The sequence below is a fragment of the Mycolicibacter terrae genome, assembly GCF_010727125.1.
Lineage (GTDB): Bacteria > Actinomycetota > Actinomycetes > Mycobacteriales > Mycobacteriaceae > Mycobacterium > Mycobacterium terrae.
The window spans coordinates 3,937,079-3,955,046 of sequence record NZ_AP022564.1 but is presented as its reverse complement, the minus strand read 5'-3'; the positions used below and the strand labels follow the sequence as shown (position 1 = coordinate 3,955,046).

22 protein-coding genes and 1 tRNA gene are annotated in these 17,968 nt (G+C 67.5%); 14 read left to right on the top strand and 9 right to left on the bottom strand.

Going from position 1 to position 17,968, the window contains the following annotated elements; all coding sequences use genetic code 11:
- The first annotated feature begins 53 nt into the window (after positions 1–53).
- The 4 genes from G6N23_RS18725 (at position 54) to G6N23_RS18710 (ending at position 2,010) form a co-directional block, all read left to right on the top strand.
- Positions 54–395 (top strand): hypothetical protein, encoded by a 342-nt coding sequence (locus G6N23_RS18725; protein ID WP_085260683.1) that lies wholly within the window; start codon positions 54–56, stop codon positions 393–395.
- Positions 392–1,069, top strand: coding sequence for a phosphatase PAP2 family protein (locus G6N23_RS18720; protein WP_085260684.1), 678 nt, complete (start codon positions 392–394; stop codon positions 1,067–1,069). Before G6N23_RS18725 ends, G6N23_RS18720 begins: the two co-directional genes overlap by 4 nt.
- Positions 1,056–1,292: a hypothetical protein gene (locus G6N23_RS18715; protein WP_085260897.1), complete on the top strand. Its 237-nt coding sequence runs from the start codon at positions 1,056–1,058 to the stop codon at positions 1,290–1,292. Before G6N23_RS18720 ends, G6N23_RS18715 begins: the two co-directional genes overlap by 14 nt.
- Before the next feature lie 61 nt (positions 1,293–1,353).
- Positions 1,354–2,010: a L,D-transpeptidase family protein gene (locus G6N23_RS18710; RefSeq protein ID WP_085260685.1), complete on the top strand. Its 657-nt coding sequence runs from the start codon at positions 1,354–1,356 to the stop codon at positions 2,008–2,010.
- 16 nt (positions 2,011–2,026) lie between these two features.
- On the opposite strand, the gene G6N23_RS18705 is transcribed toward G6N23_RS18710, so the two are convergent.
- Both G6N23_RS18705 and G6N23_RS18700 read right to left on the bottom strand, forming a co-directional pair.
- Positions 2,027–2,329 (bottom strand): DUF732 domain-containing protein, encoded by a 303-nt coding sequence (locus G6N23_RS18705; protein WP_085260686.1) that lies wholly within the window; start codon positions 2,327–2,329, stop codon positions 2,027–2,029.
- 16 nt (positions 2,330–2,345) lie between these two features.
- On the bottom strand, positions 2,346–2,648 hold the full coding sequence (locus G6N23_RS18700; protein WP_085260687.1) for a DUF732 domain-containing protein: 303 nt from the start codon (positions 2,646–2,648) through the stop codon (positions 2,346–2,348).
- A 242-nt stretch (positions 2,649–2,890) separates the two neighbouring features.
- On the opposite strand from G6N23_RS18700, the gene G6N23_RS18695 reads away from it, so the two are divergent.
- Positions 2,891–4,039 carry a PPE family protein gene (locus G6N23_RS18695; RefSeq protein ID WP_234808591.1) on the top strand — a complete coding sequence of 383 codons (1,149 nt, stop codon included), beginning with the start codon at positions 2,891–2,893 and terminating at the stop codon, positions 4,037–4,039.
- 11 nt (positions 4,040–4,050) lie between these two features.
- Positions 4,051–5,307 (top strand): PPE family protein, encoded by a 1,257-nt coding sequence (locus G6N23_RS18690; protein ID WP_085260688.1) that lies wholly within the window; start codon positions 4,051–4,053, stop codon positions 5,305–5,307.
- An 11-nt stretch (positions 5,308–5,318) separates the two neighbouring features.
- Here G6N23_RS18690 and G6N23_RS18685 read toward each other — a convergent pair whose 3' ends face one another.
- Positions 5,319–5,933 (bottom strand): TetR/AcrR family transcriptional regulator, encoded by a 615-nt coding sequence (locus tag G6N23_RS18685; protein WP_085260689.1) that lies wholly within the window; start codon positions 5,931–5,933, stop codon positions 5,319–5,321.
- A 38-nt stretch (positions 5,934–5,971) separates the two neighbouring features.
- Here G6N23_RS18685 and G6N23_RS18680 point away from each other — a divergent pair, with 38 nt between their 5' ends.
- The 4 genes from G6N23_RS18680 to G6N23_RS18665 all read left to right on the top strand — a co-directional run bounded on the left by G6N23_RS18680 (position 5,972) and on the right by G6N23_RS18665 (position 9,611).
- Positions 5,972–7,198 (top strand): hypothetical protein, encoded by a 1,227-nt coding sequence (locus tag G6N23_RS18680; RefSeq protein WP_085260690.1) that lies wholly within the window; start codon positions 5,972–5,974, stop codon positions 7,196–7,198.
- 89 nt (positions 7,199–7,287) lie between these two features.
- On the top strand, positions 7,288–8,022 hold the full coding sequence (locus tag G6N23_RS18675) for a hypothetical protein (protein WP_085260691.1): 735 nt from the start codon (positions 7,288–7,290) through the stop codon (positions 8,020–8,022).
- A gap of 254 nt (positions 8,023–8,276) precedes the next feature.
- Positions 8,277–8,660, top strand: coding sequence for an Rv0313 family protein (locus G6N23_RS18670; RefSeq protein WP_085260692.1), 384 nt, complete (start codon positions 8,277–8,279; stop codon positions 8,658–8,660).
- A gap of 75 nt (positions 8,661–8,735) precedes the next feature.
- Entirely contained in the window at positions 8,736–9,611 is an 876-nt protein-coding gene (locus tag G6N23_RS18665; protein WP_095174109.1) for a glycoside hydrolase family 16 protein, read from the top strand.
- On the opposite strand, the gene G6N23_RS18660 is transcribed toward G6N23_RS18665, so the two are convergent.
- Both G6N23_RS18660 and G6N23_RS18655 read right to left on the bottom strand, forming a co-directional pair.
- Positions 9,608–10,282 (bottom strand): TetR/AcrR family transcriptional regulator, encoded by a 675-nt coding sequence (locus G6N23_RS18660; RefSeq protein WP_085260693.1) that lies wholly within the window; start codon positions 10,280–10,282, stop codon positions 9,608–9,610. The genes G6N23_RS18665 and G6N23_RS18660 overlap by 4 nt on opposite strands.
- Positions 10,272–11,111, bottom strand: coding sequence for an oxidoreductase (locus G6N23_RS18655; protein ID WP_085260694.1), 840 nt, complete (start codon positions 11,109–11,111; stop codon positions 10,272–10,274). Before G6N23_RS18655 ends, G6N23_RS18660 begins: the two co-directional genes overlap by 11 nt.
- Positions 11,112–11,248: 137 nt before the next feature.
- On the opposite strand from G6N23_RS18655, the gene G6N23_RS18650 reads away from it, so the two are divergent.
- Complete coding sequence (locus G6N23_RS18650; protein WP_085260695.1) at positions 11,249–12,070, top strand: glycoside hydrolase family 16 protein; 822 nt, start codon at positions 11,249–11,251, stop codon at positions 12,068–12,070.
- On the opposite strand, the gene G6N23_RS18645 is transcribed toward G6N23_RS18650, so the two are convergent.
- The 4 genes from G6N23_RS18645 to G6N23_RS18630 all read right to left on the bottom strand — a co-directional run bounded on the left by G6N23_RS18645 (position 12,067) and on the right by G6N23_RS18630 (position 14,134).
- Entirely contained in the window at positions 12,067–12,876 is an 810-nt protein-coding gene (locus G6N23_RS18645) for a hypothetical protein (protein ID WP_085260696.1), read from the bottom strand. The genes G6N23_RS18650 and G6N23_RS18645 overlap by 4 nt on opposite strands.
- A gap of 33 nt (positions 12,877–12,909) precedes the next feature.
- Positions 12,910–12,983, bottom strand: a tRNA-Gly gene (locus G6N23_RS18640).
- A gap of 64 nt (positions 12,984–13,047) precedes the next feature.
- Positions 13,048–13,404, bottom strand: coding sequence for a helix-turn-helix domain-containing protein (locus tag G6N23_RS22720; protein ID WP_095173680.1), 357 nt, complete (start codon positions 13,402–13,404; stop codon positions 13,048–13,050).
- Between the two features lie 31 nt (positions 13,405–13,435).
- Positions 13,436–14,134, bottom strand: a complete 699-nt coding sequence (locus G6N23_RS18630; protein ID WP_234808592.1) for a hypothetical protein — start codon at positions 14,132–14,134, stop codon at positions 13,436–13,438.
- A 95-nt stretch (positions 14,135–14,229) separates the two neighbouring features.
- Between G6N23_RS18630 and G6N23_RS18625 the strand changes: the two genes are divergently transcribed.
- The 3 genes from G6N23_RS18625 (at position 14,230) to G6N23_RS18615 (ending at position 17,928) form a co-directional block, all read left to right on the top strand.
- Positions 14,230–15,120 carry a hypothetical protein gene (locus G6N23_RS18625; protein ID WP_133055467.1) on the top strand — a complete coding sequence of 297 codons (891 nt, stop codon included), beginning with the start codon at positions 14,230–14,232 and terminating at the stop codon, positions 15,118–15,120.
- Between the two features lie 672 nt (positions 15,121–15,792).
- The gene (gene dcd / locus G6N23_RS18620; protein WP_085260699.1) at positions 15,793–16,365 is read left to right on the top strand and encodes a dCTP deaminase; all 573 of its coding nucleotides are present in this window, start codon (positions 15,793–15,795) and stop codon (positions 16,363–16,365) included.
- A 108-nt stretch (positions 16,366–16,473) separates the two neighbouring features.
- Positions 16,474–17,928 carry a DUF7159 family protein gene (locus tag G6N23_RS18615; protein ID WP_173675000.1) on the top strand — a complete coding sequence of 485 codons (1,455 nt, stop codon included), beginning with the start codon at positions 16,474–16,476 and terminating at the stop codon, positions 17,926–17,928.
- The last annotated feature ends 40 nt before the right edge of the window (positions 17,929–17,968 follow it).

Genomic DNA, 17,968 nt, shown 5'->3' with positions numbered 1-17,968 from the left:
AGAAAGGATCGGCCACGCGATCATGGTAGGAGCCATCCGAAGGGACACCCGCGATGAAACGTACCGAACCGCTCTGTCAGCCGCCCATCGACGCCGCCGCGCGCCTGGTATACGGCGAACCGCACCAGACCCCTGACGGCGCCACCGTCATCACGGCCGCCCGGATCCAGGCCGCCGGGCGCGATGGCGCCGCGGTGACCGCCACGCCGCTGGGCGTGGTGGTGATCCGTGGTGACCGGGCCAAGTGGGTGCCAACCGTCGATGCCGACCGGATCGCGCTGGTGGGGGTGATCACCGGACTGGTGTCGGCGGTGATCGCATCACTGGCGGTGCTGCGCCGCCCGCCGTGGCCTGACCTGCGGGCCGGCGGCGATCGCCGTGACGGGGCCGCATGACGCGTTCGGCTGCGCGTGCCACCGCTTTGGTCTCGGTGGCGGCCGCGGTGGCGGTCTACGTCCTGATGCTGCTGGGCTACCGGCAGGGCTGGGGCTGGCTCGCCTCCGTCGACTCCGCGGCGTTGGACGCCAGTTACGACATCGGCATCAAGCATCCGGACTGGGTGAGGTTCTGGGACGGATTGTCCACGGTTTTCGCGCCGGCGGTGTTCCGGCTGCTAACCATGGTCGCGGTCGTGGTCGAGGTGGTGCGGCACCGGCTGCGGTCGGCGCTGTTCCTGCTGGTGGCGGTCGAGATGAGCGGGTTGCTCACCGTCCTGGCCAAGGGTTCGGTCGATCGGCCCCGGCCGGTGACCGCGTTGGCCGCGACATCGTCGTCGTCGTTTCCGTCCGGGCACGCCCTGGGGGTGACGGTCGGGGTGGGCGCCCTGCTGGCTCTGGCGCTGCCGTTGCTGCGGCGCGGGGCCCGGGTGGCGGCGGTCTGTGCCGGCGTGCTGGTGGTGGCAGCGGTTGGTGTTGCCCGGGTGGCGCTCAATGTGCACCATCCCTCCGATGTGTTGGCCGGCTGGGCGATGGGCTGGGCGTACCTGGCGATCTGGGCGGTACTGCTCAAACCGTGGGGGGTTGACCGGCCGGGGCCCGCAGCACAGGATGATCGTGATGACCAGCTGTGAGCCCGATCCGGTCGGGGCGCTCGTCTGCTCCCGCAAGGGCTGCAGCGCCGAAGCGACCGTCGGCATGCTGTGGAACAACCCGAAGCTGCACACCCCGCGGCGGCGCAAAGTCTGGCTGACCTGTCCCGAACACCGGGAGTACTTCCGCGGCTATCTGTCCTCGCGCGGGCTGCTCAAATCAGAGGTCCCGGTCGAAGATCTCGAGCGTCGCGCCGAACCGTAGAACGCCCGGCGCGCCGGGCCCGGTGTTTGACCCGCCCCCGGCAGGCACCGATGATGAGTCAATGCGCCGACTGCTGAGCATGTTCTGCGCTGCATTGTGCACCGCCGGTTTGACGCCGGTCGCATCGCCGAGCGCCCGAGCCGACGTCAATCCGTGGTTCGCTCAGTCCGTCGGCAATGCGAGCCAGGTGATTTCGGTTGTCGGGGTGGGTGGTTCGGACGCCAAGATGGACGTCTACCAGCGCGGCGCGACGGGTTGGCAGCCGGTCGCCGCGGGAATCCCCACCCATGTCGGCTCGGCCGGGATGGCGCAGAAGGCCAAGAGCGGCTACCCGGCGACGCCGATGGGTGTCTTCACCCTGCCGTACGCGTTCGGTACCGCGCCGAATCCCGGTGGGGGACTGCAGTATGTCCAGGTCGGGCCGGACCACTGGTGGGACGGCGACGACCACAGCCCGACCTTCAACACCATGCAGGTCTGCAAGAAGGCACAATGCCCGTTCGACACCGGTGAGAGTGAGAACCTGCAGATCCCGCAGTACAAGCACGCGGTGGTGATGGGCGTCAACACCGCCCGCACGCCGGGCGACGGCGCGGCCTTCTTCTTTCACACCACCGACGGCGGCCCGACCGCGGGTTGCGTGGCCATCGACGACGCCAAGCTGGTGCAGATCATTCAGTGGCTGCGCCCCGGCGCGGTCATGGCCATCGCGCAATAGGCCGCAACGGTCGTCGTCAGGCCTCGGCGCAATACGTCGACCGGGCGATGCTGACGAACTGGTGCGCCTTGGTCAGCGTCAGGCTGGGGTTGGCGTTCTTCACGCCTTTGGCCGCCTGGTTGGTGCTGTGACCCGAGGCGAGATACTCGCATACGGTGTGGCCGCCGGCCACCGCATCGACGGGGTTCGGGTAGGAGATGCCCACCTGGTCGAGTGCGCCGAGGAAACCGCTGTCGGAGGGCTCGGCGGCCGCCGGTGCGGCCAGGCCCAGCAGACCGGCCACCGTGAACGCGGCCAACACGGGCTTGCGAACCTTCATGGCTTCCTCCGTGAATCTAGTTGGGGCAGAACGCGGTTTTCGAAAACGCCACGAAACGGGCGGCGTTCTTCACCGACAGGCTGCGATTGGAGATCTTCAGGGCACGCGCGGCCGCATCCGGCCCATGCCCGGACTGCAGATAGTCGCAGACCTGCCGGCCGACCGCGACGGCCTCCTGGGGATCGGTGTACTCGATGCCTGCCTGGTCGACCGCAGCGAGAAACACTGCGTCAGGGTCGTTCTCGGCGTGTGCGGGTGCGGCCAGGACGACCAATGCGGCGGCCCCGACCGCGGTCACAATCCATCGTGCGTATTTCACAATGGAATCAGCATCGCTGCCCTGAATTAACCAACAGCGGCCTCAAAATGAATGCCAGATGAACACTGTCGGCCCGATACGCGACCAATGCGTCCTACTGATGTCTGCACACCCAACAGTTCATCGACCCGCCACCGTGTTGACCACCTCGTTGTAACCTCCGGTTCACCTGAGCGACGTTTCGTTAATCCCCGCATAACCAATTGAGTGCCGACATCACAGGAGCTGAGCGAGGAGACGCCGTGTACCTGGACTACGGGGTACTGCCTCCGGAGATCAACTCCGGACGCATGTACACCGGACCCGGATCCGGATCGATGCTGACCGCCGCCGCCGAGTGGGAGAAGCTGGCGGCCGAAGTGCACACCGCCGCGGCCGCGTACGACTCGGTGACTTCCGGATTGGCCACCGGGCCCTGGACCGGACCGACGGCGACGGCGATGGCAGCCGCCGCGCAACCGTACGTGACCTGGCTGCGCGGCACCGGCGCCCAGGCCGAACAGACGGCTCGCCAGGCATTGGGCGCCGCGGAAGCCTATTCGACCGCGTTGGCGTCCGTGGTCCCCCCAGCGGTGATCACCGCCAACCGCGTCATGCTCAAGCAGCTGGTCGCCACGAACTTCTTCGGGCAGAACTCGCCGGCGATCGGTGAGGCCGAGCTCCAGTACGCCGAGATGTGGGCTCAGGACGCCGCCGCCATGTACCGTTACGCCGGTTCCTCGGCCGCCGCCTCGGCGCTGACCGCGTTCAGCCAACCGCCGCAGACCACGAACTCGGCCGGTCAGGTCGCCCAGTCCGCTGCGGTCGCGCAGGCCGGGTCCACGGCGGTCACCGGCAACACCGCTACGGCACTGTCGTCGCTGACCTCGATAATCGGTCAGGTGTCGCCGTTCACGGGGCTGGCGACGCAGGGTATGAGCGCGACGATGACGGGTTGGTCGGGCACCGCGAACTTCCTCAGCAACCTCAACAACGGCATCGGTCTGACGGCCTTCAACGCCGAAAACCCCGGCGGCCTGGGCGAGATCCTCAACCCGCCGTTTCTCGGCCCGGCCGGCCTGGGCCCGGGCGGGCTGAACCTGGGCGGGGGTCTGGGTAGTGCGGGTCTCGGCGGAGCCGGGTTGTCGGCGAGTGCGGGCAACGCGCTCAAGATCGGCGGACTGTCGGTGCCGCACGGCTGGGCGATGCCGGTCACGCTCGCTTCGAACGTCACCCCGGCCGGGCTGGCGTCCGGCGTGCCGATGGCCCCGGCCGCCGCCGGCGGCATGCCGGGAACGGCGTTCGGTGAGACCATGCTCGGCACCCTGGCCGGCCGAGGCCTCGGAGCCGCGACCGCCCGCGCCGCTTCGAACCGTCGCACCGTGGTGCCGCGCCCGCCGGCAGCAGGCTGATCCGAACCGACATGGATTTCGCGCTACTTCCTCCAGAGGTCAACTCCGGAAGGATGTACACCGGCCCGGGGGCAGCCCCGATGCTCGCGGCGGCGGCGGCCTGGGATGCCCTGGCCGCCGACCTGGAGACGGCGGCGGTCGGCTACTCCGAGGTGGTCTCGAGCCTGATCGGCCACGAATGGTCGGGCCCGGCGTCGGCGGCGATGGCCAAGGCGGCGACGCCCTACATCGCGTGGCTGCAGCAGAGCAGCGCCAAGGCCGAACAGACCGCAATCCAGGCCAAAACGGTTGCCGCAGCCTATGAGACCGCCTTCGCGGCGACGGTGCCGCCGGCGGTGGTGGCCGCCAATCGGGCGTTGCTCGCGACACTGGTCGCCACCAATTTCTTCGGGCAGAACACCCCGGCCATCGCCGCCACCGAAGCGCACTACGCCGAGATGTGGGCCCAGGACGCCGTCGCGATGTACAGCTACGCAGCGGCCGCGGCGCCCGCCAGCACACTGCCGCCGTTCGACGAGCCGCCGCAGACCACCAACCCGGCCGGGCTCAGCGCCCAGTCCGCTGCGGCCTCACACGCGGCCGGCACCAGCGGCCAGACTCAGCTGAACGGCGCGATACAGGCGGTGCTGCAACAACTGTTCCCACCGGCCGGCTCGGCGGATACGCCGCCGGCGTCGCTGGCCGACCTGATCAACCCGCTGACGCCCTACACCAGCGTTGCGGCCAGCGGGATCAGCTTCGACTCCAGCATGTACACCGTGGTGAGCAACGGTGCCGGCTGGGGAAGGCTGCTCTACGTCCGCGGTGGTGTCGGGGGCGCCTTGACGTTCGAGGGGCTGGGACCACGCGGCGTGTTGTCGGCGGCCACGACGCCGGCGGTCGGGGCGGGCCTGGGCCGGGCCACCCCGATCGGGGGACTGTCGGTGCCGCCGACCTGGGCGACCGCGGCTCCGGAGATGCAGCCGACCGCATTCACCCTGGCCGCCGCCGAGACCCGATTGCCGGCCGCCGTCGGCCTGCCCCCGGGGACGGCGTTCCAAGAGGCGATGATGGGAACGACCGCGGGCCAGGGCGCGACGACCGACACCAGCAGCCGTGGCGGCCAGAAGACCGGCAAGAAGAACGAAGAGCAAGACGGACAGCCGGCCACCACGCTGACCAATGGCAGCGGCTGGCTGGCCTCGTCCTGGGCCTACCACACCCGAAGGCGCGAGGGGCAGCCGCTGCCGGCTCATTGGCGGTCGAGCTCGTCGGACCAGCCCGCATAGCCGACGCGCCGCTAGCCGCGCTCGCGTTCCAGGTAGTAGCTGACCATCTCGATCAGCGTCCGCCGCTCAGTCTGCCAGTCGAAGGCACCGCCGATGATCATCTGCGCCAACACTATTCCCCGCAGTGCCGCCCAGATCACTTCGGCCACACCAGAATCCGCCGGGTCGTCGGAGACCAGCCGGCCCAGGTGGCTGATCGCTGCGTTCATCTGTAACAGGTGCTGGTGGGACTGCTCGCCGAGGCTGCCGCGGGTGGCCCGCAGGATCTCGAACGCGGCCAGCGAGGTCGGGCTGGCGTAGCAGCTCCACGCCGTGTCGACGACGGCCTCGATGCGCTGCCGCAGTTCCAGTTCGCCGACGTCGACCGCCGACAGGCTGGCCAGCAACCGGGCCACGCCTTCGTCAACCACGGCCATCAGCAGCCCGTTGCGGTCGCCGAAGTGGTATTGGATGACCCCCCATGTCACCCCGGCCCGCTCGGCGACGTGCTTGGCGGTCGCCGCGCCGAACCCTTCCTCGGTGATGCAGCGCACTGTCTCGTCGATGATTCGCGCCCGGGTGTCGTCGCCGCGTTTGCGGGGCGCGCTGGTTCGCCGAGTCGGGCTGGGACCTGCCGGAATAACCATTGTTGACTTTATAACATAGTCCCGTCTATTTTTTCCACGTGACCGAATCCAGGTATGCGTCGCTGACGCGCGACGAGTTGGCCGTGCTGGTACCCGAGCTGCTGTTGATCGGGCACATGATCGACCGCTCCGGAATGGCCTGGTGCATCAGCGAATTCGGCCGCGAGGAGATGCTGCAGATCGCCATCGAGGAATGGGCGGGCTGCAGTCCCGTCTACACCCGGCGTATGCAGCGGGCGCTGGGTTACGTCGGCGACGATGTGCCCACCATCTTCAAAGGGTTGCAGTTCGACATCGGTTCCCCGCCGCAGTTCATGGACTTTCGCTTCACCGTGCACGACCGCTGGCACGGCGAGTTCGAGTTGGCCAGCTGCGGTGCGCTGCTCGACGTGGAACCGCTGGGCGAGGACTACGTCTTCGGCATGTGCCACACCATCGAGGACCCGACGTTCGACGCCACCGCGGTGGCGACCAACGTCAAGGCGCAGTGCCGCCCGGTGCACCGCCCGCCCCGCACGCCATCGGACCGCCAACCGCACTGCTGCTGGACCGTCATCATCGACCAGTCCTACCCGGACGCCCAGCCGATCCCGGCGCTAGCGGTGATCAGCGAAACCCGCGCCGCCACGTGGGAACTCGGCGCGATTGATTCCTCCGATGAGGGACTGGCGGATTACACCGGCCCGCTGTTGTCCGATGTCGACTTCGCCGCGTTCTCCCACTCGGCGCTGGTGCGGATCGCCGACGAGGTGTGCCTGCAGATGCACCTGCTCTATCTGTCCTTCGCGCTGGCGGTGCGCGCCCGGGCCGACACCGACGAGCTGGCCGCCTCGGTGGGCCGGCGCCAGCTCACCGGGCTGGCCGGGCTGGGTGCGATGCGCATCAAGAACGCCCTGCGGCTCTCCGACGACGTCGACGGGGCGCTGCGCACCTTCGAGCTGCACCCGCTGCTCAATCCGGCCGGATATGTGCGCGCCGAGATCGGCGAGGGCCGCATCGTCGTGCATCACTCGCCCGCCCACGACGACAGCGCCTGGATCACGCTGTGTTCGCCGGCCGAGGTCAACCCGCTGCAGGCCATCGTGACTGCGGTCAACCCGCACCTGCGGGTGACGGTCGACGGATCCGACACCGACTGGACCGCGACGGTGAGCGAGACCGACACCGCGGCGGCCGAGTTACCCGAGGTGATGGTGACCAAGGTCAGCGGCGGGGCCAACTTCGTGTTCCGGCCCCGGAAATCGTTGCCGCTAACGGTTGTATAACCCTATGGTCTCGGCGGTGGCGGCGCACCCTGTCCTGCCTCTACCGTGGTGACGATTCCCCGCCGTTGTCGATCCAAGGTATGCCGCATATGTACGACCCGCAGGACGACGAGGTCACCCGGGAAGCCGACGCAATCGGGGCAACCGAGATGGCACCGACGGTGACGTCTGCCCCCGGAACCGGTTCCGTCGTGGACGCCTTCGCCTGGTCGCAGGAGGACGGCAGCGCCAGCGCCGAACCGGTGCCCTACGTCGACGACTTCTACGACCCGGCGCCGGGCACCGGCCGCCGTCCGGTCGCGCCACCGCCCGCGGCACCCGTGCCGGCCCGTCGGCACCCGTCGCAGTGGCCGCGCTACGCACTCGGTATCGGCATCCTGGTCGCGCTGATCGCGGTCGCCGGTGCGCTCTACAGCCTGGCGCGCTCCACCGAGGACGAGGCGCCGGTGCAGCCGGGCACCAGCGCCGTCGTGGTGCCGCCGGTGTCCAGTGCATTGCCGCCACCCCCGGCGCCCGTTGTCCCGCCGCCGCCGGTGGCCACCACCGCGGCTCCGCCCCCGGTGACCACCACCGAGCCTCCGGTCACCACGACAACGGCGCCGCCCACCACGACCACGACCACGCCGCCGCCGAGCACGACGACCACGACGACGGCACCGCCCACGACGACCACCACCGTGCCCACGACCACCACGGTTCCCCCGACCACGACCGCGCCGCCGACCACCACGGTGCCCCCGACCACCACGGTGCCGATGACGACCGAGTACCTGCGAATTCCGTTGGTGCCGATACCGATTCCGATCACCGTTCCGGAGAACTGACCGCGCCCCGGAGCAGGGGCACCAGCATGCGACTGGCACTGCTGATCCGGCTCGGTATGCCGTTGAACCGGTGCCGCGGCCGATTCGCTGGCTGCCGTCGCACTCCTGCCTGTGGGCGCTACGCTCCTCGGCTGGGCAGTCGGCGCCGGCTGATCGATGAACGCGACCGGGTTGACGCCGCCTGACGCTGGCCGGGCACTCCCCGCCGCAGGCACACTGGGGTGTGGCCATCGCGGCCGGAAGGGTGGTTAGCCATGAGTGACGACGGTGCCTTCGGATTCGACTCCGAGGACCTGGACCGGGTGATCCGAGAGGCGAGCGAAGGGCTGCGCGCGGCGTTCGACCGTTTCGCCGGCGGATTAACCTCCGGCAACCGAGGGGGCTGGGGCGCGATCTTCGCCGACCTGGCTCAGGCGGCGCGCTCGGGGCCGCCGACCACCGGCGAGACCGGTGACGGAGTGTGGGCCATCTACACCGTCGGCGATGACGGCGCGGCCCGGGTCGAGCAGGTGTACGCCACCGAGATCGAGGCCTTGCGCGCCAGCCAACGCAACCCAGATCCCAAACGAAAAGTACGGTTTTTGCCCTATGGAATTGCCGTCGGTGTGCTGGACGACAGTGCTGAGGAAACCGAGTGAGATAGCGCCCCGACAGGCGGGGCTCGCTTGGTTTGACACGGTTCTGACGTGAGTTACATTGCCACCGTGTCCGAGATGAACCGCCGCCAAGTGATGATGATGCTCGGTGCCGGGGCGCTGGCCGCCGCCGCCCCGAATCCGTTGGCCAGAGCCGTTCCAGTGCCTCCTGGAGCGCCCGGCGACCCAGCCGATCCCGCCGCACCGCCGGCCGCAGCTGCCAAGCCCGGCGGCTTCATCTGGCATGACGAGTTCGACGGGCCGGCCGGTTCCGCCCCGGATAGATCGAAGTGGACGGTCTCCAATCACCGAACCCCGATTCGTCGTCCGGTCGGCTGGGACCGGCCCGAGTACTTCTACCAATATCGCGACAGCCGCCAGAACGTCTTTCTGGACGGCAAGTCCAATCTCGTCATCCGTGCCACCCGCGACGGCAACACGTTCTTCGGGGGGCTGGTGCACGGCAACTGGCGCGGCGGCATCGGCACCACCTGGGAAGCCCGGATCAAGCTGAACTGCCAGACCGCGGGCTGCTGGCCGGGATGGTGGCTGTCCAACGACGACCCGGGTCGCGAAGGCGAGATCGACCTGATGGAGTGGTACGGCAACGGCGAGTGGCCGTCCGGCACCACGGTGCATGCCAACCCGTTCGGCACCGCGTTCGAAACGTTCGCCCTCCCGGTCGACGGGAACTGGCACAACTGGCGGGTCACCTGGAACCAGAGCGGCATGTATTTCTGGCAGGACTACGTCGACGGGATGGAGCCCTACTTCAGCGTCCCGGCCGTCGGCATCGAAGACGTGGAGGAACCGGTCCGGGTCTGGCCGTTCAACGATCCCGGTTACACGGTCTTCCCGATCCTGAACCTCGCCGTCGGCGGTTCCGGGGGCGGGGATGCCCGTCAGGGGTCCTACCCGGCCGACATGCTGATCGACTGGGTGCGGGTCTTCTAGCGGAGGCTAGCTCTCCGATTTGCGCTGCGGTCTGAGCCGGAAGGCTGCGCCGAGTTCGTTGGCAGCACACCGCGCAGCGCGGCCGCGGCCAGCCGCCGGGCGTGTTCCTCGGTGAGTGGGCAATGCCCGGTCATGCGGCGAAAGATCAGCGGCCCGAACAGCAGATCGATGACGTCGTCGACCGCGACGTCGGCATCGATATCGCCGCGGGTGATTCCCCGTCGCCACAGTTCGGTGATCGCCGCGCGTCGACCGTCGAGAAAGTACTCGCGAAAGTACGCCGCGCCTGCCGCATCGTCGACGCACGCCGCGAGCAACTGGGCGAACACCTGACCGCGGGTGCTCGCGTAGAACGCCGACACCCGCACCACCTGTTCGGTGAGATCGCCCACCGCGCTTCCGGTATCCGGCAGCGGCAGATCCTGGGCCATCATCGCCCCGAAAGCCTCGGCTGCCACCGCAGTTCGCGACGGCCAGTGCTTGTAGATGGTGGCCTTGCTGGCCCCGGACCGGGCCGCGATCGCGTCAACCGTGGCGGCGGCGAACCCGCCCTCGTCGAGTAGTTCTGCGGTCGCGTCCAAGATGGCCTGGTGGATTCGGTCGCTGCGGGTGCCGGTGGGACGGATGAAGGGGCGGCGGTCGCCCGCCCCGCCGTCGGGCTCAGGCGACATCGTCGAAGTCGGTCGATTCCGAGACGCTGCGCCACTGGGCCAACTCGGCCTGCACGTGGGCCAGCTTGGCCTCTACCGCTGCGATGGTGTCGTTGCCCAGCTGCAGGCGCACCGGGGGCCGCTCGGACTCGACCACGTCGATGATGGCCGCGGCCGCCTTGACCGGGTCGCCGGGCTGGTCGTGGTTGCGCTCGCCGGCCGTGATGCGCATCTGACCCGCCGGACCGTCGGCGTAATCGTCGATGCGGTTCTGCTGGATCTGCAGGCTGGACGAGTCGAGGAAGTCGGTGCGGAAGTAGCCGGGCTCCACCACCATCACGTGGACCCCGAGTGGTTTCAGCTCGGCATGCAGTGCCTCCGAGAGTGCCTCGACGGCGAATTTGGTCGATGCGTAAACACCCCATCCGGGCGAGCTGACGAACCCGCCCACCGAGGAGATGTTGACGATTGCGCCGGACCGCTGCGCCCGCAGCACCGGTGCGACCGCGCGCGTGACGGTCAACAGGCCGAACACGTTGGTGTCGTAGACGGCACGCACCTCGGCGTCGGTGGCCTCCTCGACCGCACCGAGCAGCCCGCGGCCGGCGTTGTTGACCAGCACGTCGATTCGGCCGAAGCGCTGCACCGCGGCCTGCACGGCCTGACGGGCCTGCTCCTCGTCGGTGACGTCCAGCGCTACGGCGAGCACGTTCTCGTTGTCGCCGAGAGCGTCGGTGACGGCTGCGGCGTGGCGTGCGGTGGCGACCACCCGGTGGCCGCGGTCCAGCAGATCCCGCGCGATCTGCAGGCCGAATCCGCGGGATGCTCCGGTGATGAACCAAACGCTCATGTCTTGTACCGCCCTCCGTTAGTGAACTGTACGTTCAGTTTAGATCGGTCCCGCGGCCGACGCAAGCATGAATTCCTGTCCAATCCGATCGCTGTTGTCGGCGCGCCCCGGCGGACGATCAATGCGACCATTCGAAGATGCCCGAGATGAATCGCCGCAGCATGATGTTGACCACCGGAATCGGGATGCTGGCCACCGCGATGCGCGCTCCGCAGGCGTGGGCGCAGCCGGCGCCGGCGGGCCCACTGCCCGCCGCCCCGGCCCAGACCTACCTCTTCCACGACGAGTTCGACGGTCCCGCCGGTTCGGCCCCCGATTCGGCGAAATGGGCAGTAGCCCGGGCGCGGGAATCCATGAAGGATCCGACGTTCTGGGAGCGGCCCGAGAACGTCGGGCAATACCGCGACGACCGCCAGAACGTCTTCCTCGACGGCAAGTCCAACCTGGTGCTGCGCGCCGCCAAAGACGGCAACACCTACTACAGCGGCAAGGTCCACAGCCGGTGGACCGGCGGCATCGGCCACACCTGGGAAGCCCGCATCAAACTGAACTGCCTGACCCCCGGCGCCTGGCCCGCCTGGTGGATGGGCAATGAGGATCGCGGCGAGATCGACGTGCTGGAGTGGTACGGCAACGGCAACTGGCCGTCGGCGACCACCGTCCACACCAAGGCGAACGGGGCCGAGTGGGCGACCCAGCAGATCGCCCTGGACAGCGCCTGGCACACCTGGCGGTGCCGCTGGGATGACGAGGGCATCCGGTTCTGGCGCGACTACGTCGACGGCGCCGCGCCCTACTTCACCGTTCCGGCGAACTCGATCGCGGACTGGCCGTTCAACGACCCGGGTTACCAAGTGTTTTCGGTGTTGAATCTGGCCGTCGCCGGTTCGGGTGGTGGCGACCCCGGGGCGGGCAGCTATCCGGCGGAGATGCTGGTCGACTGGGTGCGGGTGTTCTAGGCGGCGGTGTGTTCGTCGAGCCAGGCCACACCTTCCTGGGCCGCCCGGAACAGCGCGTCGCGCTCGCCGAAGTAGCCGGCGATCGCCCCGAGCCCGGGCAGGACACTCAGACGCTGGTAGAGCTTCTTGGGCTGTGGCCGTTTGGCCGCCTCCTCAAAGGTCGCCCGCAGGATCCCGGCCAGCTGCCAGACGGTCCCGATGACGCCCTGGCGTTCCGGCGGCGGTTCGGGTTCGGGCGGCGTCGGCACCTCCACGTCGTCGGGCAACTGCCGGTCGCACAGCACCGCGGCGAGCAGTCGCACCTGCTCGCTCCGGTCGGTGACGCCGTACTCCCGGGCCAGCGCGCACAACACGATCGCGTGGTTGACGAATCCGGCCAGTTCGCCGACCGGCACCACCCGCGCCAGCCACCCGAAGACGCGCGGTGACGCCACCACGAGGGTGTTCAGCGCGCCGACCCGATGCACCCACCAATGGATGCGCTCGTCGCGGCTCATCCGCTCCCAGGCGGCGGTGCCGGGAAGGTCGGCGGCATTCATCAATTGAGCCCCGGCGATTCGGGCCCGATCGGCGTTACTGGGCCCGCGGCCGGCCTGGCGGCGACGACGGCGCAGACGGAACCGGCGGATGCGGCCGCTGAGTCGGCGGGGCGGGGAGAGCAGGCTATGAGTGCGGTCTCGCAGACCGATCGGATCGGTCTGCGAGAGCAGGTCGAGCAGCGGGTTGATGATTGCCGCCGCGCGGCCGAGCGCGTCGGCGACCTCGGCGTCGGTCAGGGTGGCGCGTGGCTTCGGTAGCAGACCCATGCCGTCGATTGTGCTGCGCAGACTGCTCAAACGTGGAGCCGATGACGGGAATCGAACCCGCGTATTCAGCTTGGGAAGCTGATGTTCTGCCATTGAACTACATCGGCGAGTAGGTGTCTGACCTGCGCGTACGCACTCGATTGCCTCGGGCGTGGCACGTCGGTGTCACACTCAGTGTTGCAATGAGTTTGCAGCGGCGCGCAGGGCGTCGTCCTGCGAGTGAGCATACAACCTCATGGTCAGGGCCGGATCGTTGTGTCCGATGTACGCGGCAATGACGAACTCGGCGGTGTGGGCCGGATCGCTAAGCCACTCCAGGGGAAGGCCGGGCGTATCACTATGGCCGGGAGTTTTCGCGGACTTGGGCTTGTGTCGGTATTCGGATACAGCGTCGAGGTCGTCAGGTGAGAATAGGTAGTCGGTTCCGCGTTTGGTGAGCCTCATTCTGAGGCCGGACTTACGGATTGCGCGTTGTAGAACTGGAATCGAAATATCAAATGCCGCAGCGGCCTGCGAGGTCGTCATCATGCGCCGCATCGACGCATTCGCGAACTTGCGGTTAGTCGTCGTCCTCGTCGGCATCGGGCTGGTAGCGATACCACTTGCTCTCGTCTGGATCCCAGTACGCTTGCTCGGCTCCCGGTTCGGGATTGTGGCGATATCTCCCTACAGGGAAACGATAACCCTGAGTCGGATGCGTCGGAGGCTGGCCCCATCTGCCGTCCCACCACGGAACCCAATGGAAGTCCCAGATGTCGTCGTCCGATGGCTGGAACTCTTTGAACGCTGCACCCAGTCGATAGATGATGTGGAGCATGCTTTTGGCTTCGCCAACATTGCGGAGCGCCCTAACAAGATCCTCCTCGCGGATCTCTTCGTTGTAGCGCTGCTGGAACCAGATTCCGTCTGTATGTTCCTCGAAGCCTTTGCCGAAGACAATAGTCATGACACGGTGGGGCTGATCGCCCTCGACCGAGGCAACGTCGACGATGTGCGCGAGCTTGTCGCGCATTGCCTTGGCTTCCTTGTAGATCGCCGAGAAGACATGCGGGAACGCGACTCCCCAGACGCGACGGACAACTTTCTTGTACTCCTTGAGGATGTAGTCGTCGGCGTACTTTCCTCTCTCCGCGTAGGCCTTGGCGTCCTCAGCTTCTAGGGCCATCAGCGTGTAGTCCTTTATCAGCGCTTGCAGCTCCGTCCACGCGCCGAACAGTTTGAGCACCATCCGTTCCATGGCGACCATCGTCGCACTCACCAGAGAAGTCGCGGCGATGTGTCGAGGACTACGGCTGACGGGTCCGCACGCGCCCTCTCGGTTGTTGCGTCACAGACCATCGGTATTCTTTCGCTGTGGAGCCGCCCAATAATCCGGCAGAAGCGCTCGACCGCTTGCTCTGGAAAATCATCCAGTCTGGTGTTGCGCCATTCAGAGACATCATCGGCAACGCCGTTGGGGCTGGAGTTGGCTCGGTTGAGTTCGTAAATCGGCATAGCGCCGTCGTCGGGCTCATCAATGAGTTGCAGACCTTCCTCGATGCGCTTCCCGATGGGCACGAACTCAAGACCCGCCATTTGTCGGACATGCCGGCGTACTACAACGCGGTGGTGTATCCCGGTGACTGGGGCGCGAACGTCAACCCATCCACCATCATCGACGCGAATCTGATCAAGCTCTTGGGTGGACTCGGCACCACGTTGAAGGTCATGGCAGCAGGGACGACGCCAGTCGCGGCTGATATCGAGAAGCTCGAAACGTCTCTCACCGAGTGGGAAGCGATGCTCGAGTCGGCGGGTTTGCCAGACGGCTTAGCCGACCAGATTCGTGGGCAAGTGAAGAAGATCCGCGATCTGCTCACGCAAGTTGACAACCTCGGGTACGGGCCCGTCATACGGGAGAGCCAGAGCCTGCTCGGGTACGGCATCCGAGCCCTCAAAGTGGCGAAGAACGTCGGTCACGTCGCCACATGTTACGTCGCACTCTTCGAATTCATTGCGCATGTTCAAGTGCAGGACTGGGGTTCGGCGGCCAACGTGCTTACGGGTGCGTTTAACACCATGGGCGAAGCGCTGAACACTGCGCGCGAAACCGATCAAGGCTTGCAACTTGCGCTAAACGGGGCCGAGCAGCTTGCGATCGAAGCGAAGAAGGTCGCGGACGTCATTGAGGAGGTCGTTGACGACGCAAGTGAACTTCTTGATGCACCAAAAAGCCCCACACCCGATGATGGGGTGCAGGGCTGACGGCCGGTGTGGTCAGGCGGTCTTGCTTTCTTTGCGCCTTCGCGCTGGGCAAGCCAGGCCGTGAACTTGGCTTTCATTGGCGCGATGTCTTCGGCGGTGAACGCATAGCGCGACCCCGATCCCATGGCTTCGTAGTCGGACGACGTCCGCAAGAAGCTTCGAAGCGCCTTGGGGTCGGTTCCGATCTTGTTGGCAACCTCACGGGTGGTCAGCGCGGGGGTGGGCTCAGACATGGTTGACAGCCTTTCGTTAGCTGTGCTTACTAACTAACGCTAAGACGCCTCGGCGTCGAGTCCAAAATATGCCTTGTGACGTGCGAGGTTGCTGCGCCCGATTTGCGTTCGATGTTGCAACCGACGTCATCAGACGTGCCCCAACGACATCGAACGACACCGAACGCAAGATCACTCGAAAGCGCAGGTAGACAAGGACTTTGAGTGCACACAGGCATACGTCATCGGACGTATCGGGGCATCTTGGGAAGCTGATGTTCTGCCATTGAACTACATCGGCATTGCTGCGCTAGCAGGCTAGCATCAGCGGCCCTGCGCACCGGCAATGACGGCGGCGACTGTGCGGAATTGTTCGCCCAAGCGCCGAAATCCGAACCGAACCGCACACTCGGCGCCCGCGGTACGGCCCATCCAAGCGGTCAGCGGATACGCTCGTGCGGTGCTGCTCTCCGATCGCGATCTGCGGGCCGAAATCGCCGCCGGCCGGCTGGGTATCGACCCCTTCGATGACGCCCTGGTACAGCCGTCCAGCGTGGATGTCCGCCTCGACAATCTGTTCCGGGTGTTCAACAACACCCGTTACACACATATTGATCCCGCCCAGCAGCAGGACGAGCTGACCACGCTGGTCGAACCCAAACCCGGCGAGCCGTTCGTGCTGCACCCCGGCGAGTTCGTGCTGGGCTCCACCCTGGAGCGCTGCACCCTGCCCGAGGACCTCGCCGGCCGGTTGGAGGGGAAGTCGAGCCTGGGCCGGCTCGGGCTGCTGACCCACTCCACCGCGGGTTTCATCGACCCGGGCTTCTCCGGTCACATCACCTTGGAGCTGTCCAACGTGGCGAACCTGCCGATCACGTTGTGGCCGGGGATGAAGATCGGCCAGCTGTGCCTGCTGCGACTGACGAGTCCGGCGGAGCACCCTTACGGCAGCACGCGAGTAGGGTCGAAATATCAGGGCCAGCGCGGGCCGACGCCGTCCCGCTCGTACCAGAACTTCATCCAGTCCGGTTAGCCCTTCGGATGTACGGCCGCCCGCGGCTGTGATGGAGCCGGTACCGGCTGGCCCTGCCGGGGGTCTGGCCCTCGTCACTGGCCGAATAGCAGCGGGGTGGAGGTTTCGGTGGACATCGTTCTCGGGGTGTCAGTGGCACCCTCGACGGTCCGCATGGTGTTGGTCGAAGGCGAAAGCGCCAACGGGGTCACGGTGGAGCATGACGACTTCGATGTCGGCGCCGGTACCCAGAGCGCACCGGAGCGGGTGGTATCGGCCATCCTGGGCACCCGCGAGGGCGCTCGCGAGGGTGGCTATCAGCTCAGTTCGACCGGGGTGACCTGGTGTAATCCCGCCGAGGCCACCGCCCTGCGAGATGCCCTGGTCAGCCACAAGGTCGAGAACGTGATGCTGGTGTCGGCGTTCCTGGCGGCCGCGGCGTTGGCCCAGGCGGTGGGCAGTGCGACCCGCTACGACCGCACAGCTCTGCTGTTCGTCGAACCGGAGGCCGCCACCCTGGCGGTGGTCAACTCCGGCGACGGCGCGATCACCGAGATCTATCGGCAGCCGCTCTCACGCGACGACGCCAGCGCCGTCGGGGAGCTCACCGAGATGGCGGCCGGCGCTCAACGGCTGGCGTCTCGTCCCGAGGGGTTGTTCGTGGTGGGGGCGGGCGGCGTCAACGTCGCCGCGATCAAGCCGGAGTTGGACAAAGCCAGCCCCCTGCCGGTCAGCGCGCCCGAGGAGCCGGACATGGCGTTGGCCCGGGGTGCCGCGCTGGCCAGCGCGCACGCGCCGTTGTTCACGTCGTCCACTCAGGCGATGGCGTGGGCGCAGGACCCGGGCACCGGCGCAGTAGACCCATCGCTGGTCAGTGCCGGCTACGCCTACATCCCGCCCGAGGCGGTGGACTACAACGCCACTTCGGATATCGAGCCGCTGGCCTACAGTGCCGTACCCGACTTCACCGACAGCGGCTACCTGCCCTCGGGGATCCAGGACGCCGTCGACCGGCCCGAGCTCGTCGACTCCCGGCTGCTGGACTTCAGCACCGGGTTCCAGGAGCGGGAACGCAAGCCGATGTTGGTCACCGGTGGGGTGGCGGCGCTGTTCGTGGTCGGGGTGCTGGCCCTGGCGATCGCGATGGCGGTGGGCATGCGGGCGGCCAACCACCACGGGCCCGATGTGCGGGCCAACGTCGTCACTCATCAGCCCTCGCCGCCCAAGGCCGCGGTTCCGCCCCCGGCGCCGGCACCGTCGGCGCCGCCCGTGCCGGCCGCGGAACCGGCCCCACCGCAGGCCCCGGCCCCGGTGCCCCGGGCGCCGGCACCGCAGCCCGTGGCCCCGCCGCCACCGCCGGCTCTACCGCCCCCGCCGCCACCGATGATCCCCAACCTGGAGATTCCCGGCCTCCCCGGTGGTCCGCCGATTCTCGGGCCACCGAAAAAGGGCGGTTGGGGACCCGGCCCCGGTTGGAATCCCGGCCGGGGCGGACCCGGCCGAGGCGGTCATGGCGGTGGCCATGGCCGCGGCGGCGGCGGCGGAATCCCGATCCCGCTGCCCATTCCGGGCCTCCACTTCTGAGGTGGGGGTTTAGTTCGCCAACCGATAAGATGGGCTAATC